Here is a 26865-nt window from a genome sequence, read left to right as displayed (position 1 = left end):
TCCAGCTCTAACGCTCATGAGAAGAGGTTTTACTATGGCCACGAGTCGACGCAAACGACTAGGCATGATGTTCGCCGCCGGTGCGGCAGCACTCGCACTCACCCTGACCGGGTGCGCCAGCAACGGAGAGGGCGGATCCGGCGGATCCGACCGACCGCTGCGGGTCTGGTCGGGATCAATGACCCCCATCAACAACAACTTCAACCCGTTCTCCGTGGACACCGCCGCCCACTTCACCTTCGGGCCGATTTACGAGCCCCTGTTCTTCTTCAACCAGCTCTCCGCAGACCCGGCCACCGGCCTGATCGGCGACAAGTATGAGTACAGCGAAGATGGCACCGTCCTGACGATCAAGATCAAAGCCGATCAGAAGTGGTCCGATGGAACAGCCCTCACCGCCAAGGACGTCGCCTTCACCTTCGGTTACGGCCCGAACAAGGACCCCGAGATGGTGTCGGTAGAAGCCACCGATGACACCACCGTTGTCCTCACCTACTCGGTCCCCAAGTTCACCGCCGCCTCGCTGATCCTCGGATCCACCTGGATTATTCCGGAGCACATCTGGAAGGACATCAAGGACTACACCACCGAGACCAACCCCAAGCCCGTGGGTTCGGGTCCGTACGTGCTGAAGTCCTTCAGCGACGCGGCCTACACGGTCGAAGCAAACCCCGAGTACCGTGACGGTGCCCCGGCGGTCAAGACCGTGCAGGTTATCGGTATCGACTCCAACCAGTCCTCCGAGGACCTGCTGAAGACCGGAAAGATCGACTGGGTAGGTCAGTTCATCGCCAACCCCGACGCGATCACCAAGGACGGTCGCATCTCGACCCTCAACCAGCAGCAGGACCCCACCACGATGCTCACCTGCTCCTCGGTGGAGCTGGGCTGCACCGGCGCGCAGACCGACCCGGCCGTGCGTCAGGCGATCAACCTGGCCATCGACCGCACCGCTATCGGTGACAAGGCCTTCGCCGGACTCTCCGGCATCGCCTCACCCTCGTTCGCGCTGCTGCCGCGCGATGAGAAGTGGCTCTCCAACCCGGACCTCGCCAAGAGCCCGCAGGAGCCCAACATCACCGAGGCTGACGGCATCCTTGAGGCTGCCGGCTATACCAAGGGATCCGACGGATTCTACGGGAAGGACGGCAAGGCGTTCGAGATCGACCTGTTCTCCCCGGACGGCTGGACCGACTACAACGACGCGGCCAAGCTGATCAGCGAGCAGGCCGCCAAGGCTGGCATTCGCATCAACAACCGCACCGTCTCCGAGGCCGAGTACTGGACCCCGCTGGCTAACGGTAACTTCCAGATGGCACTCTACGGCGTGACCCAGTCGCTGGTGGCGGACCCGTACTCGACCTACGACCGTTACTTCTCGACCCCGGCCACCGCCAAGGTGGGGGAGCAGCCGGTTAAGGGTGTCAACTACGCCCGCTACAGCAACCCGATCGTGGATGCCGAGGTGAAGGTGGCCGCCGCCACCGAGGACGAGGCCATTAAGAAGGAGGCCTACGCCAAGATCCAGACCGAGATCGCCCGCGATCTGCCGTACATCCCCGTGGTCCTGAACGCCAGCCAGGCGTTCTTCAACACCAAGGACTACACCGGATGGCCGAGTGAGAAGGACCTGTACGCGGCACCGCTGCCCTACCTGTCCACCGCCTCGGCTATCGTTCTCACCCACCTGAAGCCCGCGAAGTAGGAATGGGTCCCATGGCCATCACCACACAAGTAAAGGGGGGTTGAACGTGGTTTTTTATGTTCGACGAATCCTGTTCTACGTCATCACGCTCTGGGCTGCGGTTTCGCTCAACTTCCTTCTGCCACGGTTGTTGCCGGGTGACCCGGCCGCGATCATGCTGGGGAAGCTCCGGCGTGCAAACGGAGGCAGGCCCCTCTCCGAGGAAACCATTCGGGGGATCACCTCGATGCTCGGTGCTGAAAAGGGGATGAGCTTCTGGGACCAGTACATCGCGTACTGGGGTCGGATTCTGCAGGGAGATTTGGGGATCTCCTCGACGCGGTATCCGGCCCCGGTTATCGAGCTGATCGGGGCGGCGCTGCCCTGGACCGTTATTCTGGTCGGCGTCGCCACCGTGCTCTCCTTTGTCCTCGGCATCGTCGCCGGTGCCTGGGTGGGCTGGAAGCGTGGAACCTGGGTGGACCACCTGGTTCCGGCCACCACCTTCCTGCAGTCCATCCCGTATTTCTGGCTGGCACTCGTGCTGGTCGCCGTCCTCTCCGTCCAGTTGGGTGTGTTGCCCATCATCGGCGGATACGACGTCTTTGACTTCCCCGGCGGGCCCGAATGGAGCTGGGCCTTCTTCGGCAGCACCGTGGTCCATGCGATCCTGCCCGCCATCACCATCGTGATTTCCTCGGTGGGTGGCTGGCTGCTGGGCATGCGCAACATGATGGTCCAGACCATGTCCGAGGACTATGTGGTCACCGCCGAGGCCAAGGGCCTTACCCCGAGCCGGATCCGCACCCGCTACGCCGCCCGCAACGCGGTGATTCCGAGCCTGGCCGGCTTCGGAATCGCGCTGGGCTTCGTGGTGGCCGGATCCATCGTGACCGAGCAGGTGTTCAGCTACCCGGGTATCGGCAAGCTGATGATCCAGTCGGTTCAGGGCCTGGACTATTCGCTGATGCAGGGCGTGTTCCTGGTGATCACCCTGGCGGTGCTCGCGGCGAACTTCCTGATGGAAATGATTTACGGATTTATTGACCCGAGAGTGAGACACCGTGGCTGACAACACGACGCCCGAGGTCCCGGTTCGTACCGGACCCACCCCCACCTCCACCCTCGCGACGATTCGGATCGCCAAGAACGACCGCAAGCGTCGGCCGCTGCCGCGGATCTCCGGCAAGCTGCTGACCGGCATCATCATCGTGGTGGTCATCGCACTGTTCGGAATCCTGGCACCGTTCTTTGTGCAGGACCCGCGCTTCTCCGGTAACGACGCGTTGCTGCCACCGGGGGATGGACACATCCTCGGTACCACCAAGCTCGGCTACGACGTCTTCGCCCAGCTCGCCTGGGGTACCCGCGGCTCGCTGTTTGTGGGTGTGGTTGCCGGGGCGCTGGCGCTGCTGCTGGCCATCCTGTTTGGTGTGCTGGCCGGATACTTCGGCGGGGTGGTGGATGAGATCCTGACCCTGCTCACCAACATCATGCTGGTGATCCCCGGTCTGCCGCTGGTCATGGTTATCGCCGCCTACGTGCAGAACACCGAGGGGCTGGGGCCGTTTGCCCGAAGCTCGTTCCTGGTGGCCATCGTGCTGGGCATCACCGGCTGGGCCGGATCCGCCGTGGTGCTGCGAGCCACCGCCAAGTCGCTGCGGATGCGTGACTATGTCGCCGCCTCCCGGGTGGCCGGCGAGCGTCCGCTGCGGGTCATCTTTGTGGAGATCCTGCCGAACCTGGTCCCGCTGCTGGCGGCCCAGCTGATATTCGGTGTGATCTTCGCGATCCTCGGTGAGGCCGGCCTGTCCTACCTGGGACTGGGTCCGACCGGATCAATCACCCTGGGCACCATGCTCAACGATGCCCAGACCGGGCAGGCCGTGGGCAGTCAGGCCTGGTGGTGGTTCATTCCGCCGGGGGCGTTGATCGCCCTGCTGGGTACCGGACTGTCCCTGATTAACTTCGCGATCGATGAGATCGTCAACCCCAAGCTGCGCCTCGCGCCGCAGGCCGCGCGCAACCAGCGCAAGGCCAACCGCGAGGGTCGTAGCGTCAGCGAAAACGGAGCGATCGCATGAGTGCCACCCCGGTCCTCACCGCCCACGGCGTGAGTATTACCTATGAGGTTGACCCGCCCGTGCAGGCCGTCAAGGATGTGTCCCTGACCCTGCACCGCGGGGAAATCCTCGGGCTTGCCGGAGAATCCGGCTGCGGAAAAACCACGTTCGCCTACGGGCTAAACCGCCTGCTCAAGGCACCCGCGGTCATGACCGGCGGCGATGTGGAATTCCACGACGTGGACGGCACCGACATCAACGTGGTGGGTCTCTCTGGTGAGGGGCTGCGCCGCTTCCGCTGGGACAAGGTCTCGATGGTGTTCCAGGGTTCGATGAACTCACTGAACCCGGTGATGACCGTTCAGGCCCAGCTGGAGGATGTGTTCATCACCCACCGTCCGGGCATGCGCAAGGCCCAGCGCCGCGAGCGCTCGGCGGAACTGCTTGAGCTGGTCGGGGTGGACCCGAACCGACTCGGGGCGTTCCCGCACGAGCTCTCCGGCGGTATGCGTCAGCGCATCATGATCGCGATGGCCCTGGCGCTCAACCCGCAGGTCATGATCATGGACGAGCCCACCACCGCACTGGATGTGGTGGTGCAGCGCGGGATCATCCGCGAGATCATGCGGCTGCGCGAGCGGCTGGGCTTCGCGGTGATCTTCATCACCCACGACCTGCCGCTGCTGATCGAGATCAGCGACCGGATCGCGATCATGCGGGACGGGGCGATCGTGGAACTCGACGACGCCGAGAAGATCTATCACGACCCGCAGCACGAGTACACCCAGAAACTGCTGGCCAGCTTCCCCAGCCTGCGTGGCGAGCGGGGCGACTTTGTTCGCCTCGGCCACGGGGAAACGCCCGTTTCAGCTCCCACCCCGTCCGGAGGTATCGCATGAGTCACGCCAAGCCCCACGGTCCCTCGACCCTGGAAGTCAGAAACCTCAAGCGCGACTACACGCTGCGCTCGGGTTTCAAGCGCAACGTGCTGCACGCGGTCTCGGATGTGTCCTTCACCCTCGAGCCCGGGCGTACCATCGCCCTGGTGGGGGAGAGCGGATCGGGCAAGTCCACGGTTGCGCGGATCATCTCACGGCTGGAAAACGCCACCGGAGGGCAGGTTCTGCTTGACGGAGCCCCCGCTCCCACGCGGGGCCGCGCCCTCGAGCGCTACCGCTCGAAGGTGCAGATGGTTTTCCAGGACCCGTTTGCCTCGCTCAACCCGTTCCACACGATCCTGCACCACGTGGAGCGTCCGCTGCGCATCCACCACCCGCACCTCTCCTCCAAGCAGATCAAGGAGCGGGCGTATGAGCTGCTGGAGCGGGTGCAGCTGACCCCGGCTTCGCGGTATGCCGACCGCCGTCCGCATGAGCTCTCCGGTGGACAGCGTCAGCGGGTGGCCATCGCCCGGGCCCTGGCCCCGGGGGCGACCTACATCGTGGCCGATGAGCCGGTATCGATGCTCGACGTTTCGATCCGACTGGGCGTGCTGAACCTGCTCGCCGAACTGCAGCGCAGCGAGGGGCTGGGTGTGCTCTACATCACCCACGACCTGGCCACCGCCCGGCACTTCTCCGACGAGATCATGGTCATGTATCGCGGCAAGATTGTGGAGCGCGGCGAGCCCGACTCCGTCATTTTGAACCCCCAGCACGAATACACGCGTACCCTGCTAGAAGCCGCCGCTGATCCCGATCGACTCGGGCAGCTGCGCGCCGAGGTTCGTGCGGAGGGGATAACGACATGACACAGACACACATCGATCCGGGAACATCCACCTGGCTGCGGGTGCAGAACGACCGCACCGCGCTGCACCTGCTGCTGACCCACGGTCCGCTCACGCGGGCGCAGCTGGGGGAGCTGTCGGGGATGTCCAAGCCCACCGCGGGGCAGATGCTGGCGCGCCTGGAGGGCGCCGAGCTGATCGCCCCGGTCGGGGAGGTCTCGGGGAGCCGCGGCCCGACCGCCGTGTCCTACGGGGTGCGGGCGGATCGGATCACCGGCGTTGCGGTGAGCATGCACGCGGGCTTCCTGGAGGCCGTGCTGGTGGATGCCATCGGCACCGAGCATCCCATCGCCAAGATTCCCCTGGCCGGGCGGAAACGCTCGCCCGAGGGAGACATTCGCGCGGCGATCGACGCGGCCTGTGCGGCCGCCGAGGTCTCGGTGGATGCCGTGGCCGCGGTCGCGGTCGGGGTACAGGCGGCGGTGTGGCGCGAACGCGACCGACTCTCGCTGAGCGACACCCTGCCGGGCTGGCCCGCAACCGGTTCGCGGGAGCGGATCGAGACGGCGCTGGGCATCGACATCACCCTGGAAAACGATGTGAACCTGGCCACGATGGCCGAACGCGCCGCCGGTGCCGCACAGGACGCGAGTAGTTTCGCGCTGCTGTGGCTCGGCGAGGGCCTCGGTGTCGGGGTCGACCTGGGCGGTGTGTTGCACCGCGGCGCGGCCGGCGGGGCGGGGGAGATCGGCTACCTGGCGGCGACCCGCCCGGACACCGGAGAACCCGCCGACACCACCGACCTGCTGGGTGGCCCCGCGGTGCTCGAACTGCTGGGGCAGTCGCGCACCGGCGACTATGCCGAGGCGGTCCAGGGTCTGGGTGAAAACCCGGCGGCGCTGGAGGCCCTGGCCGATCGCGTGGCCCTCGCCCTGGACCCAGTGCTCGCGGTCCTGGACCCGGCACTCGTGGTCCTCGGCGGACCCACCGGCGTGGCCGGCGGAGACGCGTTTGCCACCCGGGTAGCACGGGGCATCACGAGTGATGCCCACCCCGAACTCGCCGTACGCACGAGCCTCACCGGACCCTCGGCGGTGCTCTGGGGCGCACGGCAACTCCTTGTAGACCAGATCCGTCAGCGCCTCGAGGCGCGGATCCTGGTTGGTTAGACCTTTACCCTCTTTATTTAGACGAACGGAAACCTCATGAAACTCGCCATTGTTGGCGGTGGGTCGACCTACACCCCCGAACTGATCGACGGATTCTCCCGGCTGCGCGACGTCCTGCCGCTCACCGAAATTGCGCTGGTGGACACCGATCCGCGCCGCCTGGAGCTGGTCTCCGGTGTCTCGCGCCGGATGCTGGCCCGCGCCGGCCACCCGGCCAAACTGCTGGCAACCACCGACCTGATTGCCGGTGTCGAGGGTGCCGACGCGGTGCTGATCCAGCTGCGGGTGGGTGGGCAGGATGCCCGCGAATCCGATGAGACCTGGCCCCACGAGGTGGGCTGCATCGGCCAGGAGACCACCGGTCCCGGTGGCCTGGCCAAGGCGCTGCGCACGGTTCCGCTGGTGCTGAGCATCGCCGACACCGTGAAGAAGTACGCCAAGCCGGACGCCTGGATCGTCGACTTCACCAACCCCGTGGGCATCGTCACCCGGGCCCTGCTGCAGGCCGGCCACCGCGCCGTGGGTCTGTGCAACGTGGCCATCGGATTCCAGCGCCGCTTCGCCAACACCCTGGGTGTGGAGCCGGACAAGGTTGAGCTCGGCCACGTCGGCCTCAACCACCTGACCTGGGAGCGTAGCATCCGCGTGGACGGTCAGGACCGTCTGCCGGGGCTGCTCCAGAACACCGTCGGGGAGCTCGCGGACGAGGTGGAGCTCCCCGCCGCCCTCCTCAGCCAGCTCGGCGTGGTGCCCTCCTACTACCTGCGCTACTACTACGCGCACGATGCGGTACTGCACGAGCAGCTGCACAACGAGTCGCGTGCGGCCGCGGTGCGGGCCATCGAGAACGAGCTGCTGGGCATCTACGCCGATGAGAGCGTGGACACCAAGCCGGCGATCCTGGAAAAGCGCGGTGGCGCGTTCTACTCCGAGGCTGCCGTGCAGGTCCTCGCGCTGATGCGCGGTGACCAGGACATTTCGCGCGTGGTCAACCTGCGCAACGATGGCAGCCTGCCCTTCCTGCCCGATGACCACGTGATCGAGGTTCCGGCCAAGTACATCGACGGCAAGTTTGTGGCCGAGCCCATCGACGCGCTGCCGGATGACATTTCGGGTCTGATCTCGGCGGTGGCCGGCTATGAGCGTCTGGCCCTGGATGCGGCGATCAACGGTGGCCGCGACCGCGTGCTGCGGGCGATGCGCGCCCACCCGCTGGTGCTCCAGCACGATCGTGCCGAGAAGCTCACCGACCGGCTGATGGCCGCCAACGCCTCGTTCCTGGAGTGGGCGTGAGTCCCCTCTCGGCCGACCCCTCGGCCCGATATGTGGTCGCCGTAGACGGCGGCGGCTCGAAGACGGATGCGGTCCTGCTGAACCTGAAGGGCGAGCTGATTGCGCACGCCCGTCGGGGCGGGTCCAGTCCGCAGGTTGAGGGATTGGCCGCGTCCGTTCGGACCGTGGACTCGGTGATGACGGCGGTCCTGGAGGGGATCGACCCGTCCGCGCTCGTGCAGACGAGCCTGTACCTGTCGGGGCTGGATCTGCCCCAGGAGATCGCCGATTATCGCGAGGCGGTCAAGGACAAGGCCTGGGCCGGATCCAACCTGCTGCTGGATAACGACCTGTTTGCGCTGCTACGCGCGGGCAGCGATGCCCCCAACGCGGTGGCAATCGTGGTGGGTACCGGCATGAACGCGATCGGGCTGCGGGCCGACGGCGAAAGCTATCGGTTCACCGCGCTCGGCGGAATCTCGGGGGACTGGGGTGGCGGCGGAAGCCTCGGCAGCGACGTGCTCTGGCACGCCGCCCGGGCCGAGGACGGTCGCGGCCCCAAAACGCTCCTGGTGGATGCGCTGCTGGCGGCCACCGGGGCGGGCAGTGTGCGCGAGGTGACCGAGGATATTCACTTCGGGCGCCGACCGTACTCGATGCTGTCGAGCCTGTCGCCGCTGATGATGTCCACCGCCGCCGCCGGCGACCCGGTCGCCATCTCGGTGGTGGAGCGTCAGGCCGATGAGATCGTGGCCTACGCCCGGGCCTGCATCAACGACCTCGACCTGGCGGACGAGGCGGTCCAGGTGGTGATCGGCGGGGGCGTTGCCCGTTCGCGCGATCCGCTGCTGCTGGCACGCACCCGTGCGGGCCTGGCCGAAACCGCGGCCCGTGCCGAACTGGTGATCGTGGATGCGCCGCCGGTCCTCGGTGCGGGCTTACTGGCCCTGGCCGACGCCGGTGCCGACACCGCGGTGCTGGCACACGCGCGGGCACAGCTGGGGGCGGTCAAGCCGTAGTGTGTTCGATGCCCGCCCATCTTGACCTTGTCGAGATGGGCGGGCATCGTGCTGTCCGCCCTGTCCGGGGCCCCTGCGGCATATTGCACACATGGTAGCCTCGAAATCGGTCCGTGACGCAGTTTGCTCCGGACCGTGTCAGACAACACGGGGGAGTTTGGTGTGGCGTCCGGAAAACGGATCGTACAAGACAGTGACATCATGGCTGCCGCGGCCACCGGGGCGGGACAGGCCGCCGAGACGCTGCGTTCGGCGCAGTCGGCCCTGTCCTCGGCCATCCCGGGGAATGCGTTTGGGCTCGCGGGGGCGCCGGTCGCCGTCGCGGGTAATCAGCTCGGGGCGAAGATCGGGGAGACCCTGGCATCGCTGGCGAAGCTTGCCGAGTTGACCGCCCGGGGAACCACCACCACGAATGCCGAGTTCGCACGGATCGAGGATGAGGCGGCCAGGATTATCGCCCAGATTCAGATCGGACCGACCGGATGAGCGTGCTGAGTGAGACCGCGGTTCTCGATTCACTGGCCGCGCAGATTGCTGGAAACGGTTGGGCGAGCGCGGCCTCGGGCGGAACCGGCGGAGCGAACATGTGCACCTCGCCGCCGAGCTTTGTAGGACCGCTGGCCACGTTTGTGCAGCCGCTTCTGTCGCTCCTGGATCAGGTGAGCGGGCAGCCCGCGGCGGTGTATCAGGCCTCGATGCGGTGGGAGTCCACCACCGGGGATGTGGCGAGTATTCGGGATGCGCTGAAGGCTCAGGCAAATGCCGTGGAGGGGCAGCTTGAGGGTCTGACGGCGGAGGCTCTGGCTCTTGCCCTGAAGATGGTGTCGAGTGGCGCGCACTCGGTGTCGAACTGGACTAAGTCGGTGGCTCAGGCGCTGCAGCTGTGCGTGACGATTTTTGAGACCGTGCGCTCACTGGTGTGTGAGGCCCTGCTGAACCTGGCAAACTTCGCCAATACCGTGGCGGATGTGGTGTTTGGCAGCATGCCGTGGGAGCTTGAGAAGAAGGCTGAAACGATCGCGAAGTTCACCCGGAGCGTGCAACGCTTTGTGAACTCCTGCGCGGCCGCGATGAACAACGCCCTGAAGGCGGCCCGCGAGCTGGTGCGCCTGATCACCGACCTGTTCCGCGCCATCGTGCCGTTCCACGCGGCCATCGACGCGGCCATCGGCCAGATCGTCAACTCGATCCCCGGCGGAGACCCGGTTTCGGTGGCACCCGGCGGGGAACGCCGAGGTCCCAACGGCTCGATCGAGAACCCCTCACAGACGCCGTATCCGGGGTCGGAATTGCGCTTTGACCGCGAGTACGCGCGTGGGTATCAACATAGTTATGATCTTGGGCCCAGTGATTTGACCACCGAAGAATTGAATAGGTTGTTTCGTGATGAGTTTGGGCATATTTTTGTTCCTTCTCGCGTAGGAGACAATAGCCAGCTCAATTCGCAGCTTACCCATGTCAATCAGCGAATTCAGACTTCGTTGTTTGGTACTGCGATTCCGGAGGTAACTACCGGAGGCATATTTGTCAGTCAGATTACGCCTGATGGCTTCGCGGTAAGGGCCGAAGATGGGCATCCTGAAGCACCTGGTGAAGTCGCGTTTCGTTTAACTACGGAAAATGGCCGTGCAAGATTGCAAGTATCCGGTGCTTATGAGGACACCATCATTGGAAAACATGACCTTGGTGCGCCGATTGAGTCAAACCCGGCTTTCGCAGGGATCGCTGATGTGAGTATTTGGTCGGACATGCAGGGACGTCTCAAGGATCGGCTGAAATATGGTCGCTAAGAATTTACGCGTGTCTGGAGTCGTCAGCATTGGCCTGGCTATGATGATTACCCTGACTGGTTGTTTATCAAACCCGTATCCGGAGATTCCTCGGTTTGCGAAGAGTGGTGGGCAGACTCAGGCTGAGTTGGACACGAAGCTTACAACTATTCCAGGCATGGTTGTGAAACGCGCAGCCGGTTCGAAACCGAATGTAAAAGGCAATGTGGGGTACAGGTATGAAGTCGAAATCGATCCACAGTTTCGTGTAAATGATCCGGTTGGGCTCGTCGACTTTCTGGTGAAGTCGGCGTGGTCCGTAAGAGACGGCTACATGCCTAATTCGGACATCTCGATTGGAGTAACTGGTTTACCGGAGGATGATCTGGACTACGTGGCCGTCGCCGAACAAGCTGGATGGGTTCCCCCAGGCACGCAGACGCATCGTGGTGTTGCCGAGAACGGTTATTCCGGAGTTCAGGTTTGGGTGGGTACTCAGTCACCGTCTTCTGAGCGCTGGGGCGGGCCGGTCAATCGTGAGCGTTTGGGGAAATGGCCTGGGGATGCTCCTGATGTTCCCGAGAACTTGGTGGTGCCGCGCTGATGGAGCGGAACGCTAAGACTGTGAAGAGTCTCGGGGGCTTGGCGATTCTGGTGGCGGCGCTGTCGCTGACCGGTTGTGTGCCGAACGCTGATCCATATCCGGAGATTCCTCGGTTTGCGAAGAGTGGTGGCCAGACTCAGGCTGAGTTGGACGCGAAGCTTTCGTCGATTGAGGGGTTGAACTTTACCGAGGCGGCCGGGTCTCAACCCAATGTGAAAGGCAACACCGGCTACGGGTTCCGGTTTGAGTTGGATCCCGCGTATCGGATCACCGATCCCGTTGCGCTGGTGGATTTTCTGGTTGAATCTGCGTGGTCTGTGCGTGATGGGTACATGCCCAACACCACTGTAGAAATCCGATTCACTGGTGTTCATGCCGACCAAATTGATCTCGTTACGGTGGGAGAGGAAGCCGGCTGGGTTCCGCCGGGGTCGCTATCGAAGTTTGGTGTTGACGAGGGCGGCCATTCGGCACTTAGCGTGTGGATTTCGAATACGGGATCCCGCGATTCTGAGCGGGGTGGGGTGGCGAATCGTGAGCGGTTGGGGAAGTGGCCCGGGGACGCTCCTGCCGTGCCCGAGAATCTGGTGGTGCCGCGCTGATGGGGTGGAACGCTAAGTCCGTGAAGAGCCTCGGGGTTTCGGCGATTTTGGTGGCGGCGCTGTCGCTGACTGGTTGTGTGCCGAATGCTGATCCGTATCCGGAGATTCCTCGGTTTGCGAAGAGTGGTGGCCAGACTCAGGCTGAGTTGGACGCGAAGCTTTCGTCGCTTGAAGGGTTGAACTTTACCGAGGCAGCTGGGTCCAAACCCAACGTGAAAGGCAACACCGGCTTTGGGTTCCGGTTTGAGATGGATCCCGCGTATCGGATCACGGATCCGGTGGCGCTGGTTGATTTTCTGGTTGAATCTGCGTGGTCTGTGCGTGACGGGTACATGCCCAACACTACGGTCGCGATCAGATTTACCGGAGATCCGTTGGACCAGATTGATCTTGTCACCGTCGGCGAAGACGCTGGGTGGGTGCCTCCTGGCGCTCAGACCAAGTTTGGTGTTGATGAAAGCGGCCATACGTCACTTAATGTGTGGTTGACCAATACTCAGGCCCGCGATTCGGAAAAGGGCGGGCCGGTCAATCGTGAGCGGTTGGGGAAGTGGCCCGGGGATGCTCCTGATGTGCCCGAGAACCTGGTGGTGCCTCGCTGATGAGGTGGAACGCTAAGACCATGAAGAGTCTCGGGGGCTCGGTAATTTTGGTGGCGGCGCTGTCGCTGACCGGTTGTGTGCCGACCGCTGATCCGTATCCCGAGATTCCTCGGTTTGCGAAGAGTGGTGGGCAGACTCAGGCCGAGTTGGAGGCGAAGCTTGCAACCATTCCTGGGTTGAAGTTCCTAAAAGCCTCCGGTGGAAAACCAAATGTGAAGGGTAATACGGGGTTTACCTTCGACTTCGAACTGGATTCTGGATACCGGATTGCCGATCCGGCGGGTCTGGTCGACTATTTGTCTCGTTCGGCTTGGTCTGTTCGTGATGGGTACATGCCTAACTCGGTGATCTATGTTCAGTGTCTCTGCAATGTTGCTGACAATCTGGATCTGGTTGTGGCCGGTGAAGAGGCAGGCTGGGTGAAGAAGGATTCGCAGACCCATCGTGGTGCTGCGGAAAATGGATACACCGAAGTCAGTGTCTGGTTGCTGCTGAATGATTCGTACTCAAAAATTTGGGGTTCTGATGAGAACCGTGAGCGGTTGGGGAAGTGGCCTGGGGAAGCTCCGGCCGTTCCCGAGAATCTGGTGGTGCCGCGCTGATGGGGTGGAAAGCTAAGACTGTGAGGCGTGTTGGGCTGCCGGCGATTTTGTTGGCGGCGTTGTCGCTGACTGGTTGTGCGTTGAATGCTGATCCGTATCCGGAGATTCCTCGGTTTGCGAAGAGTGGTGGGCAGACTCAGGCCGAGTTGGACGCGAAGCTTTCAACGATTGAAGGGTTGAGGTTTACCGAGGCGGCCGGGTCCAAACCCAATGCGAAGGGCAATACCGGCTTTGGGTTCCGATTCGAGTTGGATCCCGCGTATCGGATCACGGATCCGGTGGCGCTGGTTGATTTTCTGGTTGAATCTGCGTGGTCCGTCCGTGACGGGTATATGCCCAACACCACGGTTGAATTCGACTTCATCGGTGTACGCTCGGACCAAATTGATCTGTTGACAGTGGGGGCGCAAGCTGGCTGGGTTCCGGTCGGATCGCAGTCGAAGTTTGGTGTTGCCGAGAACGGATACTCGTCACTCAGCGTGTGGATTTCGAATACGGGATCCCGTGATTCTGAGCGGGGTGGCGTTGCGAATCGTGAGCGGTTGGGGAAGTGGCCCGGGGATGCTCCTGATGTGCCTAAGAATCTGGTGGTGCCGCGCTGATGGGGCGGAATAGCAAGATCGTAAGGCGTGTTGGGGTTTCGGCGATTCTGGTGGCGGCGTTGTCGCTGACTGGTTGTGTGCCAAACGCTGATCCGTATCCGGAGATTCCTCGGTTTGCGAAGAGTGGTGGCCAGACTCAGGCCGAGTTGGAGGCGAAGCTTGCAACAATTTCGGGGCTCACCTTTGAGCACTCAAGTGGTACCCGCCCCAACGCGAAGGGGAATACCGGCTATGGGTATCGTTTTACCGTGGCCCCGGATCACCGCATCGCAGATCCGGTAGCGCTCGTGAACTACTTGGTTGAATCAGCCTGGTCTGTGCGTGATGGCTACATGCCCAATACGTCAGTAGAATTCACTCTCTCAGGGGCGCCAGAGGACGGGCTGGACCTCACGTCTGTTGCTCAGAATGCGGGATGGATTTCAGAGGATGCAAATAACCATCGTGGAGTTCGCGACAACGGAGTAACTTTTGCCAGCGTTTGGGTAGGCGCAGGAGCACCGAGTTCTGTGCAGGATTCGGTTGAAGCGAATCGTGAGCGGTTGGGGAAGTGGCCTGGGGATGCTCCTGATGTGCCCGAGAACCTGGTGGTGCCACGCTGATGAGTTGGAAGACTAAGACCGTGAAGAGTCTCGGGGGCTCGGTAATTTTGGTGGCGGCGCTGTCGCTGACTGGTTGTGTGCCGACTTCGAACCCGTATCCGGAGATTCCTCGGTTCGCGAAGAGCGGCGGGCAGACTCAGGCCGAGTTGAACGCGAAGCTCGCAACAATTCCTGGGCTGAAGTTTCAAAAGTCTTCCGGTGGAAAACCAAATGTGAAGGGTAATACGGGGTTTACGTTTCATTTTGAACTGGATTCTGGATACCGGATTGCCGATCCGGCGGGCCTTGTCGACTATTTGTCTCGTTCGGCTTGGTCGGTTCGTGATGGGTACATGCCCAACTCGGCGATCTATATTGAATGTCTGTGTAACGTCGCTGACAATCTGGACCTTGTGGTGGCTGGCGAAGATGCAGGCTGGGTCCCGAAAGATTCACAGCTGCATCGTGGTCCCGCTGAAAATGGTTACACCGATGTAAACGTGTGGGTGTCGGCTGACAATACGTCCTCAGAACGGCGCGGTGCAGTGGCAAATCGTGAGCGGTTAGGGACGTGGCCCGGGGATGCTCCTGCCGTGCCCGAGAACCTGGTGGTGCCGCGTTGATGCCGCAGGACAATGTAAATGACGGCGCGTGGGCGACCGGTGCCGCGCAGGGGAAACACGAGTAGGGGAGAGAATCGATGAGTCTTGAGCAGGATCCGATTGATGAGTTTGAGGCGGCTCGGGCCGAGCTGCAGGCGATTTCCGCGCAGGCGGATGCCAACGCCCAAGGTGCCGCGGCGCTCGCCGATGATGCCCGCACTCTGCAAGCCAGCGTGCGTTCGCCGCGCGGAGAGGTCACCGTCACCGCGCGGGTAGGTGGGGCGATCAGCGCCGTCCAGTTTGCCGATGCCGCACTCTCACTGCGCCCGGCGGAGCTCTCGCGGCTGGTGGAAACGACCATCGCACAGGCCCAGTTTCAGGCGGCCCAACGGTTTGCCGATCGCGCTGCCGAGGCCTTTGGCACAGATTCGGAGATTGCCGCCCAGCTGCGCGCCGACGCGCTCGCGGCGTTCCCCGAACCTGGGCCCGACACCACCGGCATCCGCTACTAGGGAGCATCATGGAACTGACCAGCACCCCGGAAAAACTCCGGGAAATGAGTCACACTTTCACCGCCCAGGCGCGTGCGTTGACGGGTGAACTCGCGACGCTGGACCGCGCGATCACCGAGCTCTCACAGTCCTGGCAGGGCGAGGCTCAGGTCGCCGCCCTGGCGATGTACAACCGGGTCCGCGCACAGCTTCAGGCTCAGGTGGCCTCGCTCACCCATGCGGCCGCGGCACTCGATCACCTAGCCGGTGCCTACGCGCGCGTTGATGCTGCCGGGGCCAAACTGATCCCGCACGAGGGATAGTCATCGCCGTGCGAGCCTGGATCGGGTAGCGGTCCGCGCGGATCACCGGGTCACACGTCCCCTCCACCTAAACTGGGTGTGGCGCAGGTTGTGCGTCCGCACCCCGAGGAGCACCCCGCATGAGCCTGGTTCGGCTAAACGACGTCCACGTCCGCTATGAAAACGCACAGATCCTGCGGGAGGCGTTCCTCAAGCTGGATGCCGGAGACCGGATCGGTCTGATCGGTCGGAACGGCTCGGGAAAAACCACGCTGCTGAAGCTCATCCTTGAGCAGGTGCATCCCGACGCGGGGACCGTGACCCTGGATCCCGACATCAAGATCGGCTACTTCTCGCAGTTCTCCGAGCTGGACGGCACCGCGACGATCACCGAGGTCCTGGATGGCCTGTTCGGCCATGTGCACGCGGTAGAGGCCGAACTGGCCGGGATCGACGCGTCCATCGCCGCAGATCCGATGGGCGATCTGGACGCCCTAATCGAGCGCCAGGCCGAACTCTTCGCCGAGATGGAACGCATCGACGGCTGGGACTACACCCGCAAGATCGAGCGGGCGCTGAGCGTGCTGGGTTTCTCCGAGGCCCACCGCAGTATCCCGATCGATTCGCTCTCCGGAGGTTGGCGCAACCGCGCGGCCCTGGCAAAGATCTTGCTCGAAGAGCCCGATGTGCTGCTGCTGGATGAGCCCACCAACTTCCTCGATGTGGCCGGTGTGGAGTGGCTGGAGACCTGGTTCCGCACCTTCCGCGGGGCGGCGATCATTGTCTCCCACGACCGCACGTTCCTTGACGCGGTGGCCACCCGCATCATCGAGGTCGAAAATTATCACCTGCACGAGTACGCGGGAAACTTCGCCGAGTACGTGGTGCAGAAGCAGTTCCGGTTGAAGACCCTGGAACAGCAGTATCAGCATGAGGCCGAGCTGCTGGCGTTTGAAGCCGAGGGGATCGCCGACCGCCGCGAGGCCGCCAAGGCCGGCGGGAAGGGGCTGGGAAAGCAGCTCGCGGGGATCAAGAAGTCGCGGGCCCCGCGCCCGGTGGATGAGATCCTCACCGACATTTACGGCGGACTGCACGTTAAGGATGTGCTGTGTCGGGTCGCCGACCTGAGCAAGTCCTACGGTGAGCGCACCCTGTTCCAGGATGTGGAGTTCGAGATTCGTCGCGGGCACCGAATCGTGGTGATCGGGGCCAACGGAAGCGGAAAATCCACCCTGCTGAAGGTCCTCACCGGTGAGGAGAAGGCCGACCGCGGCGAGGCGGCCTGGGCCGGGGGCGTGCGCACCATCTCGTACAACCGGGTGCTGGAGGAGCTTGACCCCGAGGACACCGTCGCCCACGCGGTCGGCGCAATGCCCGACAGCCTGGCACTGCGCGCAACCCGTAAGTCGGTGGGCCGCTTCCTGACCATGTTCCAATTCTCCGAGGCCGACCAGAAGAAGCGCATCCGCGAACTCTCCGGTGGTCAGCGTGCCCGCGTCGCGATGGCACAGTGCCTGCTCTCGGGGGCCTCGGTGCTGCTGCTGGATGAGCCCACCAACCACCTGGACCTGGCCAGTACCCAGGTCATGGAGCGGGCGCTGATTCATTTCCCGGGTGCCGTGGTCGTGGTGAGCCACGACCGTTTCTTCACCGATAAGGTGGCCACCCGCATGCTGGTGTTCGGTGCCGATGGGGCCGCACCGGGAACGGTCGAGGTGCGTTCGGCGTAGCGACTTGCCGCGCGGTGCACTTCCGGTGAATGTGCGCCGCCCCCTTGACCTCACACGTGTGATTGATAGCGTGGGGGTAACAGGAGGTGATCCAGACGGATCAACCCTGCGGCCCATCCGGGGCTTTGGAGTTGTTCCGTTTCTTATGAACACACATCCCACCAGCCCGCGCCGTGATAATCCCGACACCGGATCCGGCCCGGCAGAATCTCACAACCGCCACAATCCGCACGGCGACGGACCCGATGGTCGGCCAGCCGAGCCCAATGAGCACGAACTCGCCGATGCCTTCGAGGAGGACGGACAGGAGCCAAGTCGTCGCCTGGGGGAACCCGAGCGCGATGATGACGACCTGACCTCGCTGGACGCCCCGGACTAGACCCCCGGCCATCGCCCCTACCGGACGGGGTGAGGCGAGCGACCGAGCGCGCCTCACCCCGTCCCATCGCAACCGAACCGAACCGGAGGACCCGGCACCGGCCGTGCCCTCCCCGAGAAGGGAGCACCACCATGCCGAACACCGACCCTCGCGTGAAGTACCGCACCGACGCGTTTCCCACCCACGACACCACCCAACCCGGCCTCACCCACGAGATCGAACCCACCCCCGATCACGGTGAACTCACCTATCGTGGACACGGCCGGCTCGCCGGACTCACCGCGCTGATCACCGGGGGAGACTCGGGAATCGGCCGTGCGGTCGCCATCGCCTACTCCCGAGAGGGCGCAAACGTCGCCATCTCCTACCTCCCCGAGGAGCGCGCGGACGCCGAGGAAACCGCCGAACTGGTGCGCGCCACCGGGGTCAATGTGATCCTGCTCCCGGGGGATCTGCGTGAGGAGAGCTACTGCGCCTGGATTGTGGGAGAGACCATCCGCGAGCTGGGATCCCTCGATATTCTGGTCAACAATGCCGGCTATCAAAAGCATCGTCCCGGGGTGGAAAACCTCCAGCGCGAGGAACTGGTCCGGGTGTGGGAAACCAACCTCCTAGCGGGGCTGCTGGTAACTCGTGCCGCGGTCCCCAGACTCCAGCCGGGGGCAAGCATCATCTTTACCGCGTCCATTCAGGGGTATGACCCCTCGCCCTCGCTGATGGACTATGCGGCCACCAAGGCGGGCCTGGTCTCGCTCACAGCTTCCCTGGCCGAGGAGCTGGGGCCGCAGGGAATCCGGGTCAACGCGGTGGCACCGGGACCGATCTGGACCCCGCTGATCCCCGCCACCGGCTGGGGAGACGGAATCGCCGATTTCGGCCAGGATACGCCGCTGGGCCGGGCCGGACAGCCCGCCGAGGTCGCCGGCGCCTACGTGTATCTCGCCTCCGAGGACGCGTCGTATACGTCGGGCGCGGTGCTCGCGGTCACCGGCGGAAAACACCTCTGATACTCCGATCGACCGGGTGGTGCCACCTTCTCGTGGACGGTGCCACCCGGCGTTCGTCCCTCCTTCGAGGCACGTAGCCGGAGGGCATCCGGAGCGAGGAAACGCAGGTTTCGCGCGGCCCACCCGGTTTCGTGTGTGCGCCAATCTGTTGTAATACTGAACGGATGGACTTTTTTAATGAGATAGCTCGACTGGGTTCCGACGAGCTGTGGTCCTGGATCGTGGTGCCGGTTCTGATCGGCCTTGGCGTGTACTTCACTGCCCGCACCGGTGTCGTCCAGGTGCGCTGGATTCCCGAGATGTTCCGCACGCTCAAGGACAAAACCCCCACCAACGAGGACGGCACCCCGCAGTCCACCTCGGCGTTCCAGGCCTTCACCATCTCGGCCGCCTCGCGCGTGGGTGTGGGGACCATCGCCGGTGTGGGCACCGCGATCGCGATCGGTGGCCCCGGTGCCGTGTTCTGGATGTGGGCGATGGCCCTGCTGGGCGGCGCGGCAAGCTTTGTGGAGTCCACCCTCGGCCAGGTTTATAAGGTGCGCGATCACGTGGGATTCCGCGGCGGCCCCGCGTACTACATGATGTACGGCCTGCGCTCGCGCGGCCTCGGGGTGGTGTTTGCGGTCATTATGATCGCCACCTTCCCCTTCGCCTTCTCCTCGCTGCAGGCCAACACCATCAGCGCAACCGTGACCAACAGCCTGCACGTGGACCTGCCCTGGCTGCCCGCCGTGATCGGCATTGTGGTGGCGATCCTGGCTTCCCTGGTGATCTTCGGCGGGGTTCGTCGCATCGCGACCGTATCCCAGTCGGTGGTTCCGCTGATGGCGCTGCTCTACCTGCTGGTGGGCCTGGTTGTGGTGGCCCTGAACATCACCCACCTGCCTGAGGTCTTCGGGATGATCTTCAGCCAGGCATTCGGGTTCACCTCATTTGCCGGCGGCGGGCTGGGCGTCATCATCATGACCGGCATCAAGCGCGGTATGTTCTCCAACGAGGCGGGACTGGGATCCGCCCCCAACGCCGGTGCCACCGCCGCGGTCACCCACCCGGTCAAGCAGGGCCTGGTGCAGACCCTGGGTGTGTACTTTGACACCTTCCTGGTGTGCACGGTGACCGCGTTTATTATCCTGGTGGCCAACCCCAACCTGGAGGGTGCCCAGCCCGGAATCGCGCTCACCCAGCAGGCGATGGTGGACAACCTCGGGTCCTGGTCAAACATCTTGCTCACGGTCATTATCTTCCTGCTCGCGTTCACCTCGATCCTTGGCAACTACTACTACGGCGAGGCCAACATCGAGTTCATCACCTCGAGTGCGCGGGTGCTGCTGTCCTACCGGGTACTGGTCATCGTGGCCGTATTTGTGGGATCGATCGCCTCGGCGGATCTGATCTGGAACCTTGCCGACGGCATCATGGGCATCATGGCGCTCATCAACCTGGTCTCCATCGCCCTGCTCTCGGGGGTGGCCTTCAAGTTGATGAAGGACTATGCCGACCAGCGCCGGGCGGGCCTGGATCCGGTCTTCACTCGGGACCGGCTGCCGGAGATTCGCGGCATCTCCTGCTGGCAGGACGAGGCCAGCGTGACCGGCACGATCACGCTGCCGAAGACCCCCGTGCGCGACTAGCGCGCCCGATTTGACGCTCCCCGGACGGTTCTCCGTCCGGGGAGCGTATTGCTCACGGTTATTCGCGATGGGGAGGGGGACTGTGGAGCTGTGGCCCGCCGCCTTTTCGCAGGAGAACTGTTGCCCCCGTCTAAAGTTGCACAAACGTGATTGATATTGGTTGAAGTGCTCGCCAGTCATCTCCATAATCAGTGGAATGTGTGGATGGAGTGTCCACACATGAACCGCCTCGGGTCGCCGTATGGGTGGGTCGGATAATAGGGAGATTTGTGAACGAGCAGCAGGGAACCGCCGAAGTCGATCAGGCAAGTCAGGCCAAACCATGGTTCAAGATCTGGTGGGTGTGGGTGATTATTGTCTTTGCGATTGGGATTATCGGCAATGCTATTGGCATAGGAAAGAGCAATAGCGCGGATCCTACGCCCGTTCCGAGTGCAGCAACTTCTACGCCGAGCGAACCGGCCACGGCATCCGCGACGCCCAGCCCAACCGTAAGCGCCGAGCCTGAAGCGGCCGTCGTGGAGCCCGAAGAGCCAAAACCGAACGAGGGGCCAGCCTCGGAAGCGGAGGTTCTCACTCTGTTCCAGGACTTCTATAAGGAACGCTCCGATTCCGGAGTGAAAATCGCGCAGTCGATCACCAGTGTGAGCTTTGTTGACGGAGTGGTTTCTGTCACGTTTGATCCGGCGAGTATTGGCTGGACTCAGGAGCTGTTCGACTCGATCAATCCGTTTGACAACATGGCTGTTTTTGCGGGTACGGTAATGGCGTTTGAGGATGAGCCGGGAACTCGTCTGCGAACCGCAGTAACGGAGGTTCGGACCTTCCTTGCCAATGGAACGAGTCTTGGCCAGCACACGGCTGCGGAGCTTTACGAGCTTGGCACTGGAAATCCGTATCAGCCGGGTCGATAGCCCGAATTTTTTACTCGTTCATTCCTCAGGACCCAAACGATTCCCTACACGCGGGCGTAGCGCAGGATGCCGGGCAGTTCGCCATCCTCGCCCAGGTCGTCGCCGCGGGCAAATGCACCCCAGACTCTGCGGACCCGGCGGGCGGCCGTCTCGACCTCGGACCAGGTGGCACCGGTGAGGAGGGTCGCGGTGGCCCAGGTCTGCTCGTCTCCGAATAGCAGCGGCAGGTCGATCGTGTGCGCGGCACCCAGCGGATTGCCCGGGGCGCTCCAGGAGATCACATAGTGGTGCGCCCGGCCACCGGCGGCCACGTGGCGGCGTGCGAACGAACGCGACTCCGCGCCATACACTCGGCGGGTCAGGGTATTCGTGGCCGCCCTCCCCAGCAGCGGACCCACCACCGGGGTCGCCACGGCTCGCGCAAGCTTCGGGATTGCCGAGATAAACAGCCGGGTTTCCTCGGCCGTATTGCCCACCAGGACGTCGATCTTCGGGGCCGTGGAATCCCAGGCCGCCTCGATATCAGCCTCGGCGGGCAGCGGATCCAGGCCGTACTGACACCCGAACGCCATCGCGCCCTTCAGCCCAAACCCGCGGCCGACCTCGACCACCGCCGGCTGACCGGTGATCAGCTCGTCCAGCGGCGTCTCGGGAGTCAACTCCCGGGTGGCCTCGAAGAGGGCGCGACTCATCTCCTGACGTTGGTGCCGAATCCCAAACGGGGCGCTCTGCAGGATGGCCCGGGAAAACAGCTCGGGGGCCTCGGGCAGGGCCATCACGTGCGCGATCGCATCGGCTCCGGCAGACTGCCCAAACGCGGTGATCCGGCCCGTGTCCCCACCGAAGGCCGCGATGTTCCGGTGGACCCAGCGCAGCGCGGTGACGATATCCATCAGACCCAGGTTTGCCGGGCGGGCGGGATCACCGTCGGGGTCGCCGAGGAAGCCGAGGATGCCCAATCGATAGGTCACGGTGACCACGATCACACGCTGCTCGGCCACCAGTGGGCGCGGGTCCATGACCGCGATGTCGCCGCAGCCGGTGAGGTAGGAGCCGCCGTGGATCCATACCATGACCGGCACATGCTCGCCGGGCAGCAGGTCCAGCGGCATCGTGATCGAGAGGCGCTGGCAGTCCTCGTCCTGGACGCCCGGATCCGCGCCCGCTCCCAGGACCTCGTTGAGCCCCGGCGCGGGGGACTGTGGGCTGGCCGGGGCGGGCGTATCGGCGAGAAACGGCTCGGTGTGGTCCGCCGCCGCAACCGGGGCGGCAAACCGGGCGGCCGTGGCGTAGCGGATTCCTCGGGCGCGGATCACATCGTTGTCCACAATCGCCGTGATCGGGCCGCAGGGCGGGGTGAAATCGAGAATCAACGGTGCCTCCGGAAGTGTGGTGCCGGTCGGGTAACACCTACACCTTAGAACCCGGGTCCGCTCGGCGGGGGAAGGCGCGCAGCGTCCGGGGCGGTGACCCGCCGGACGCTGCCGGGCCGGGCGGCGTCGGCTAGCCCAGGAGGCCCGCCGCCCCCGCATGAACCGCGGCCTCGGTCCGCGAGGCGACCCCGAGCTTACGCAGGATCGCCGAGACGTGCACGCTCGCGGTCTTGGTGCTGATGAAGAGGCGCTCGCCGATCTGACGGTTGTTCAGCCCCTCGGCGATCAGCGTGAGAACCTGCCGTTCGCGCGCGGTCAGCTCGTCGGTTTCCCGGGTGCGGCGCACCCGCGTGTATCCGTCCACCGCGAGGCCGCCGCGATGGGCGGACTCGAGTGCGTGCTGCTCCAGAATGTGAGCACCGAGCGCCCGGGCCTCGGAGACGGCGCAATCCAGGGCTTGCTGGGCACCGGCGCGGTCGCCGTGTTCCAGCAGTACCGTGCCCAGGCGCAGCTGCGCATAGGGCAGGTAGCGGGCGGGCGCGGCCGGCGAATCGGTGGCCGCAACCAGGGCTCGCCAGGCGGCCACGTTCTCCCCGGTGCCGCCGGGCTCACCCAGCTCCGCCTCAAACGCGGTGGCCCAAAACGTCGCGGTGGGCCAGGACTCGTAGGCGGGCAGCAGCGTGCGCCACGCCCGTTCCTGACGATCTAGTTCGGCCTCGGTGATGCCCTCGGGCAGGATGCGATGCGGGTTCAGCGAAACCCCGTGTTCGGCGCGCTGACGCAGCTCCTCCCGAATGCAGGCCAATACCCGGGCGGCGATGGGAAGGAGGGGGAGATCGTAGCCGGGGATCGGGCGATGCCGCGCATCCCGCAGCACGTCCAGGCTGGCCCAGGCCTCGCGCAGATCCCCGGTGGACAGCGACACCTGGGCGATTGCCGCGGCCACCGTAATGCGCGAGTGCAGCTCCTGGCTGCCGATCAGATCCAGCTGGGGTCGCCAGCGTGCCAGCAGCGTGGCTGCACGCTCGGGGTCGCCGCGCCACAGCACCAGCAGGATCTTTGAGGTGCGCAGATACACCGAGTAGGCCAGCGCCGGGCGCAGTGCCAGGGTGTCCTCGATGATGGTGTGCGCCTCGTCCCACAGCCCCATGGCCAGCAGCGGATCCACCGCGTTAGACGCCAGGACCAGGCCCGAGCTGCGCTCCATTCCCACGGCCTTGGCATCGCGCACCCCGGCGAGGGCAAGCTCGGTGGAGAGCGCATAGTGTCCCAGCCGGAAGTGCACGTCGGACGCCGCCACCCGGTAGCGCAGCAGCGTCTCGGCATCGCCGGCGGCGACCTCCTCGGCGCGGGCAAACAGGGCAAGCCCCTCCTCGATGTCGCCGCACATGACCCGGGCCGTCCCCGCGTAGCCGGCGGCCGCCGACAGCGCATACGGTGAACCGGCCTCGGTGGCCGAGGCGATCGCGCGCTCGGCATAGTCGCGCGCCCGGTCCAGGTTGCCCGCGCTGAGTTCCTCGCCGGCCAGATCGTTGAGAACCAGGGCGTGCAGCCGGGGTTCGGTTCCCGCCGGCAGCAGCGACAGCGCCTCCTCAAGCGGTGCCCGGGTGCCCGGACGTCCGAGCCGGGACAGGTGCTGGGAGTGGGTGCGCAGGAGCTTGGCGCGCAGGGTGTCGGAGGGGATGGTGGGATCGTTCAGGGCATGGTCCACCAGGACCGCCGAACGCTCCAGATCGCCCGCGTCATTCAGCGCGCAGGCGGTTTGATACATCAGTTCCAGGCGTGAGATATCGGCCCCGGTTTCGGGATCCTCCACCCCGTCCCACAGCTCCAGCAGCCGCTCGCCAAACTGGGCCACGGCCACGTATCCCGAGGCCGTGTAGGCGTTATCCATCGCCCGCTTGGTCGCCGGGAAGGCGCGCGGAAAGTTTCGGGCGGACATCCAGTGGTTGGACACCTCGGCCCAGGCCGTGACCTCGGTGCCCAGCGCCTCGATCGCCTCGGCAAACGCCGTGTGGAAGCGGATCCGCTCACCCGGCAGCAGGTCGGCGTAGATGGCCTCGCGCACGAGCGCGTGCCGGAAGGTGTAGTAGCGCTCATCGGCCACCAGCACGTTGGCCCCGACGGCCTCGCGGGCGGCGGCATCCAGGGCATCCGCCCCACCCTCGAACACGGCGCTCACCAGGCGGTGATCTACCCGCACGCCGCCCACCGAGAGTACCCGCAGCAGGAGCTGGGTCGTCGGGTCGAGTCGATCGTAGCGGCCCAGGAGCAGCGCGCGCAGGGTGTCGGGCAGGTCCTCGGCGGTGCCGGTTTCGGCGATGCCGACCAGCTCCTCGACAAAAAACGGCACGCCCTCGGAGCGCTCGTAGACGCGCTCCAGGTCGCCGCGATCGGGGGTCGTGCCGAGGATACCCACGACCTGTTCACCCACCTGATCCAGGGAGAGCCGGGTGAGCTCATGACGCTGGATGCGGCGGGTGCGGTCCAGCTCGCCGAGGAAGGCGCGCAGCGGGTGTCCGCGCGGCACATCGTCGCTGCGGTAGCTCAGTAGAAGCAAGATCCGGTCGTGCACCAGGGCGCGCACCAGGAACCCCAGCAGTTGCAGGGTGGCCCCATCGGCCCAGTGCAGATCCTCCACCACGAGCACCAGGGGACGATCCAGCGAGAGCGTCTCGAACATCAGCGTGAGGGTTTCGTGCAGACGGCCGGCGCCGCGCGCATCGTGATCGTAGGAGTCCTCGGGCGCACTGGCCACCGGACCCAGCGAGGGCAGCAGCGAGGCCAGGGTGTCGAGTCCGGAACCGGCGGCATCACGTATCGCGTCGGGTCCGCACTGGGAGCGCAAAGACTTGAGCAGGCCGGTGATCGGGGAATACGGTGCGGGCACCGAGCCCTGATCCACCGCCTGTCCGCGCAGCACCAGGGCACCCGGACGCACCTCGTTGATGAACTCGGTCAGCAGCCGGGTCTTCCCGATTCCCGCCTCCCCGCCCACCACGACGGTGCGGGTGTCTCCGGCGGCGGCCTCGGCAAAGAGCTCGCGCAGGAGCGCGAGGTCTGCGCCGCGGCCGATCAGGCGCGCACTGGTTGCGGGTACGCTCACCTCACTATCGTGCCACGACTCGGGCCGGGCAAGATAGCGGGAGCGCCCGGGCGCGGGCCTAGTGCTCACCGCAGGCGGTGGGGGTGGTCCCGTCCGCGGCACGTGTTCGACGCTGTGCCGCACGTCGTTCCTGCACCACCCGCTCGCGCTCGAGCCGAATGATGAGCTGGCGCTCCTGGAAGCGTCGGGCCTCAGATGAACCGAATTCCCACTGCCCAAACATGATGTGTCCTCCTTGAATGACCGCCGGAAGGGGGATCTTCCGGCGATAACTCAAGCATCCGCGCTGAGGTGGGGGTGTTGCCTCGGGCAGGTGCCCTATCTTTCGTGCGGTGGGGGCCTAGGGCACCGTGCTTATCTGAGGTGGTGGGGCGGCGGGGTCGGAGTCGGCGGGGGATCGCCGGTATCGGGGGTGGGGCGCGAGAAATGCGGCGGTTGGGGCGGGGAGGCGGTGGGGTTAGAGGCCGAGGAATCCGGCGATGCGCCGGGGGATCGAGGGGGCCGAGTTCTCGGGCAGCGCGTCCACCGGCCACCAGCGCAGGTCCTCCGACTCGTCGCTCACCGCCAGGGTGGCAGCGGGATCCACGGTGACCGCGACCCCGATGTCCAGGTGCGAGCGGCACACCCCGAACCGGGAGGAGAGCTCATGATGGTCGAGGTCATAGCCGAGTACCGGGGTGTCGGGATCCGGGGTGGTGCCGGTTTCCTCGGTGAGTTCACGCAGCGCGGCGGCCTGGAGTGAGGCGTCTCCGTCGTCGAGGTGGCCGCCGGGCTGTACCCAGAACTGTCCCTTGGTGTGGAACACCAGCAGGGTCTGGGTGCGGTCGGGGCTGAAGACGAAGCAGGAGCCGGTGATGTGGCTGGGGCCGTCCTCGCGCAGCAGCGGTGCCGGATCCAAGGCGAGATACGCGGCGAAATCGGCATGGGCCGCGGCATCCGAGGTGCGCGCGGTACTCGGGTCGGCGAGGATCGCCAGGGCCGAGGCGTGAAGGGCGGGGCGGGTGCTGGTCATGGGAACCTCGGTTCGGTTGG

Annotated in this window: 28 protein-coding genes; 24 read left to right on the top strand and 4 right to left on the bottom strand. The window is 64.7% G+C overall.

Annotated features, from left to right (window positions below):
* The first annotated feature begins 34 nt into the window (after positions 1–34).
* The 24 genes from D9V34_RS06810 (at position 35) to D9V34_RS06710 (ending at position 21354) form a co-directional block, all read left to right on the top strand.
* Complete coding sequence (locus D9V34_RS06810) at positions 35–1705, top strand: ABC transporter substrate-binding protein (protein ID WP_121688091.1); 1671 nt, start codon at positions 35–37, stop codon at positions 1703–1705.
* A 46-nt stretch (positions 1706–1751) separates the two neighbouring features.
* On the top strand, positions 1752–2756 hold the full coding sequence (locus D9V34_RS06805) for an ABC transporter permease (RefSeq protein ID WP_121688480.1): 1005 nt from the start codon (positions 1752–1754) through the stop codon (positions 2754–2756).
* Positions 2749–3768: an ABC transporter permease gene (locus tag D9V34_RS06800; RefSeq protein WP_030143192.1), complete on the top strand. Its 1020-nt coding sequence runs from the start codon at positions 2749–2751 to the stop codon at positions 3766–3768. Before D9V34_RS06805 ends, D9V34_RS06800 begins: the two co-directional genes overlap by 8 nt.
* The gene (locus D9V34_RS06795) at positions 3765–4646 is read left to right on the top strand and encodes an ABC transporter ATP-binding protein (RefSeq protein WP_121688090.1); all 882 of its coding nucleotides are present in this window, start codon (positions 3765–3767) and stop codon (positions 4644–4646) included. Before D9V34_RS06800 ends, D9V34_RS06795 begins: the two co-directional genes overlap by 4 nt.
* A complete protein-coding gene (locus tag D9V34_RS06790; protein WP_121688089.1) occupies positions 4643–5497 on the top strand; it encodes an ABC transporter ATP-binding protein in 855 nt (284 codons plus the stop codon). Before D9V34_RS06795 ends, D9V34_RS06790 begins: the two co-directional genes overlap by 4 nt.
* Entirely contained in the window at positions 5494–6645 is a 1152-nt protein-coding gene (locus D9V34_RS06785) for an ROK family protein (RefSeq protein ID WP_121688088.1), read from the top strand. The genes D9V34_RS06790 and D9V34_RS06785 overlap by 4 nt, the downstream gene beginning before the upstream one ends.
* 36 nt (positions 6646–6681) lie before the next feature.
* Entirely contained in the window at positions 6682–7938 is a 1257-nt protein-coding gene (locus D9V34_RS06780; RefSeq protein ID WP_121688087.1) for a 6-phospho-beta-glucosidase, read from the top strand.
* Complete coding sequence (locus tag D9V34_RS06775) at positions 7935–8936, top strand: N-acetylglucosamine kinase (RefSeq protein ID WP_183091886.1); 1002 nt, start codon at positions 7935–7937, stop codon at positions 8934–8936. The genes D9V34_RS06780 and D9V34_RS06775 overlap by 4 nt, the downstream gene beginning before the upstream one ends.
* A 201-nt stretch (positions 8937–9137) precedes the next feature.
* Positions 9138–9422 carry a hypothetical protein gene (locus D9V34_RS06770; RefSeq protein ID WP_121688086.1) on the top strand — a complete coding sequence of 95 codons (285 nt, stop codon included), beginning with the start codon at positions 9138–9140 and terminating at the stop codon, positions 9420–9422.
* Positions 9419–10726: a hypothetical protein gene (locus D9V34_RS06765; protein ID WP_121688085.1), complete on the top strand. Its 1308-nt coding sequence runs from the start codon at positions 9419–9421 to the stop codon at positions 10724–10726. Before D9V34_RS06770 ends, D9V34_RS06765 begins: the two co-directional genes overlap by 4 nt.
* A gap of 10 nt (positions 10727–10736) precedes the next feature.
* Entirely contained in the window at positions 10737–11309 is a 573-nt protein-coding gene (locus D9V34_RS17485; protein WP_147441636.1) for a hypothetical protein, read from the top strand.
* A 38-nt stretch (positions 11310–11347) separates the two neighbouring features.
* Positions 11348–11911, top strand: a complete 564-nt coding sequence (locus D9V34_RS06760) for a hypothetical protein (RefSeq protein ID WP_147441635.1) — start codon at positions 11348–11350, stop codon at positions 11909–11911.
* Positions 11912–11931: 20 nt separating this feature from the next.
* On the top strand, positions 11932–12513 hold the full coding sequence (locus D9V34_RS06755; RefSeq protein WP_147441634.1) for a hypothetical protein: 582 nt from the start codon (positions 11932–11934) through the stop codon (positions 12511–12513).
* 20 nt (positions 12514–12533) lie between these two features.
* Positions 12534–13115: a hypothetical protein gene (locus D9V34_RS06750; protein ID WP_121688082.1), complete on the top strand. Its 582-nt coding sequence runs from the start codon at positions 12534–12536 to the stop codon at positions 13113–13115.
* Positions 13116–13135: 20 nt separating this feature from the next.
* Positions 13136–13717, top strand: coding sequence for a hypothetical protein (locus tag D9V34_RS06745; RefSeq protein WP_147441633.1), 582 nt, complete (start codon positions 13136–13138; stop codon positions 13715–13717).
* A 77-nt stretch (positions 13718–13794) separates the two neighbouring features.
* Positions 13795–14319, top strand: coding sequence for a hypothetical protein (locus D9V34_RS17480; protein ID WP_147441632.1), 525 nt, complete (start codon positions 13795–13797; stop codon positions 14317–14319).
* Positions 14320–14339: 20 nt separating this feature from the next.
* Complete coding sequence (locus tag D9V34_RS17475; protein ID WP_147441631.1) at positions 14340–14921, top strand: hypothetical protein; 582 nt, start codon at positions 14340–14342, stop codon at positions 14919–14921.
* Between the two features lie 77 nt (positions 14922–14998).
* Positions 14999–15412 (top strand): YbaB/EbfC family nucleoid-associated protein, encoded by a 414-nt coding sequence (locus tag D9V34_RS06740; RefSeq protein WP_121688080.1) that lies wholly within the window; start codon positions 14999–15001, stop codon positions 15410–15412.
* Between the two features lie 8 nt (positions 15413–15420).
* On the top strand, positions 15421–15714 hold the full coding sequence (locus tag D9V34_RS06735; protein ID WP_030143201.1) for a WXG100 family type VII secretion target: 294 nt from the start codon (positions 15421–15423) through the stop codon (positions 15712–15714).
* A gap of 119 nt (positions 15715–15833) precedes the next feature.
* A complete protein-coding gene (locus D9V34_RS06730; RefSeq protein WP_121688079.1) occupies positions 15834–17423 on the top strand; it encodes an ABC-F family ATP-binding cassette domain-containing protein in 1590 nt (529 codons plus the stop codon).
* A gap of 145 nt (positions 17424–17568) precedes the next feature.
* Complete coding sequence (locus D9V34_RS06725; protein WP_121688078.1) at positions 17569–17802, top strand: hypothetical protein; 234 nt, start codon at positions 17569–17571, stop codon at positions 17800–17802.
* Positions 17803–17933: 131 nt separating this feature from the next.
* Entirely contained in the window at positions 17934–18809 is an 876-nt protein-coding gene (locus D9V34_RS06720) for an SDR family oxidoreductase (protein ID WP_121688077.1), read from the top strand.
* A 164-nt stretch (positions 18810–18973) separates the two neighbouring features.
* Positions 18974–20440, top strand: a complete 1467-nt coding sequence (locus tag D9V34_RS06715; protein WP_121688076.1) for an alanine/glycine:cation symporter family protein — start codon at positions 18974–18976, stop codon at positions 20438–20440.
* A 269-nt stretch (positions 20441–20709) separates the two neighbouring features.
* The gene (locus tag D9V34_RS06710) at positions 20710–21354 is read left to right on the top strand and encodes a hypothetical protein (RefSeq protein ID WP_121688075.1); all 645 of its coding nucleotides are present in this window, start codon (positions 20710–20712) and stop codon (positions 21352–21354) included.
* Between the two features lie 44 nt (positions 21355–21398).
* Here the strand turns inward: D9V34_RS06710 and D9V34_RS06705 are convergent, their stop codons facing one another.
* From D9V34_RS06705 to D9V34_RS06695, 4 genes are all read right to left on the bottom strand, one after another.
* The gene (locus D9V34_RS06705; RefSeq protein WP_342772991.1) at positions 21399–22727 is read right to left on the bottom strand and encodes a carboxylesterase family protein; all 1329 of its coding nucleotides are present in this window, start codon (positions 22725–22727) and stop codon (positions 21399–21401) included.
* A gap of 130 nt (positions 22728–22857) precedes the next feature.
* The gene (locus D9V34_RS06700) at positions 22858–25833 is read right to left on the bottom strand and encodes a helix-turn-helix transcriptional regulator (protein ID WP_147441630.1); all 2976 of its coding nucleotides are present in this window, start codon (positions 25831–25833) and stop codon (positions 22858–22860) included.
* Between the two features lie 58 nt (positions 25834–25891).
* Positions 25892–26056 (bottom strand): hypothetical protein, encoded by a 165-nt coding sequence (locus D9V34_RS17765; protein ID WP_183091884.1) that lies wholly within the window; start codon positions 26054–26056, stop codon positions 25892–25894.
* A gap of 234 nt (positions 26057–26290) precedes the next feature.
* Positions 26291–26845: an NUDIX hydrolase gene (locus D9V34_RS06695; RefSeq protein WP_121688073.1), complete on the bottom strand. Its 555-nt coding sequence runs from the start codon at positions 26843–26845 to the stop codon at positions 26291–26293.
* Positions 26846–26865: the final 20 nt, after the last annotated feature.

Origin of the sequence: Mycetocola lacteus, from assembly GCF_003667575.1 — a bacterium.
Lineage (GTDB): Bacteria > Actinomycetota > Actinomycetes > Actinomycetales > Microbacteriaceae > Mycetocola > Mycetocola lacteus.
Note: the sequence above shows the minus strand (reverse complement) of the source record. Positions and strands in the feature narration are given on the sequence as shown.

What these genes read in the sequence shown, in the direction of transcription:
- D9V34_RS06810 (WP_121688091.1), top strand. Translation starts at nt 35, where the DNA reads ATGGCCACGAGTCGACGCAAACGACTAGGCATGATGTTCGCCGCCGGT.
- D9V34_RS06795 (WP_121688090.1), top strand. Translation starts at nt 3,765, where the DNA reads ATGAGTGCCACCCCGGTCCTCACCGCCCACGGCGTGAGTATTACCTAT.
- D9V34_RS06790 (WP_121688089.1), top strand. Translation starts at nt 4,643, where the DNA reads ATGAGTCACGCCAAGCCCCACGGTCCCTCGACCCTGGAAGTCAGAAAC.
- D9V34_RS06785 (WP_121688088.1), top strand. Translation starts at nt 5,494, where the DNA reads ATGACACAGACACACATCGATCCGGGAACATCCACCTGGCTGCGGGTG.
- D9V34_RS06780 (WP_121688087.1), top strand. Translation starts at nt 6,682, where the DNA reads ATGAAACTCGCCATTGTTGGCGGTGGGTCGACCTACACCCCCGAACTG.
- D9V34_RS06770 (WP_121688086.1), top strand. Translation starts at nt 9,138, where the DNA reads ATGGCTGCCGCGGCCACCGGGGCGGGACAGGCCGCCGAGACGCTGCGT.
- D9V34_RS06765 (WP_121688085.1), top strand. Translation starts at nt 9,419, where the DNA reads ATGAGCGTGCTGAGTGAGACCGCGGTTCTCGATTCACTGGCCGCGCAG.
- D9V34_RS06750 (WP_121688082.1), top strand. Translation starts at nt 12,534, where the DNA reads ATGAAGAGTCTCGGGGGCTCGGTAATTTTGGTGGCGGCGCTGTCGCTG.
- D9V34_RS06740 (WP_121688080.1), top strand. Translation starts at nt 14,999, where the DNA reads ATGAGTCTTGAGCAGGATCCGATTGATGAGTTTGAGGCGGCTCGGGCC.
- D9V34_RS06735 (WP_030143201.1), top strand. Translation starts at nt 15,421, where the DNA reads ATGGAACTGACCAGCACCCCGGAAAAACTCCGGGAAATGAGTCACACT.
- D9V34_RS06730 (WP_121688079.1), top strand. Translation starts at nt 15,834, where the DNA reads ATGAGCCTGGTTCGGCTAAACGACGTCCACGTCCGCTATGAAAACGCA.
- D9V34_RS06725 (WP_121688078.1), top strand. Translation starts at nt 17,569, where the DNA reads ATGAACACACATCCCACCAGCCCGCGCCGTGATAATCCCGACACCGGA.
- D9V34_RS06720 (WP_121688077.1), top strand. Translation starts at nt 17,934, where the DNA reads ATGCCGAACACCGACCCTCGCGTGAAGTACCGCACCGACGCGTTTCCC.
- D9V34_RS06715 (WP_121688076.1), top strand. Translation starts at nt 18,974, where the DNA reads ATGGACTTTTTTAATGAGATAGCTCGACTGGGTTCCGACGAGCTGTGG.
- D9V34_RS17765 (WP_183091884.1), bottom strand. Translation starts at nt 26,056, where the DNA reads ATGTTTGGGCAGTGGGAATTCGGTTCATCTGAGGCCCGACGCTTCCAG.
- D9V34_RS06695 (WP_121688073.1), bottom strand. Translation starts at nt 26,845, where the DNA reads ATGACCAGCACCCGCCCCGCCCTTCACGCCTCGGCCCTGGCGATCCTC.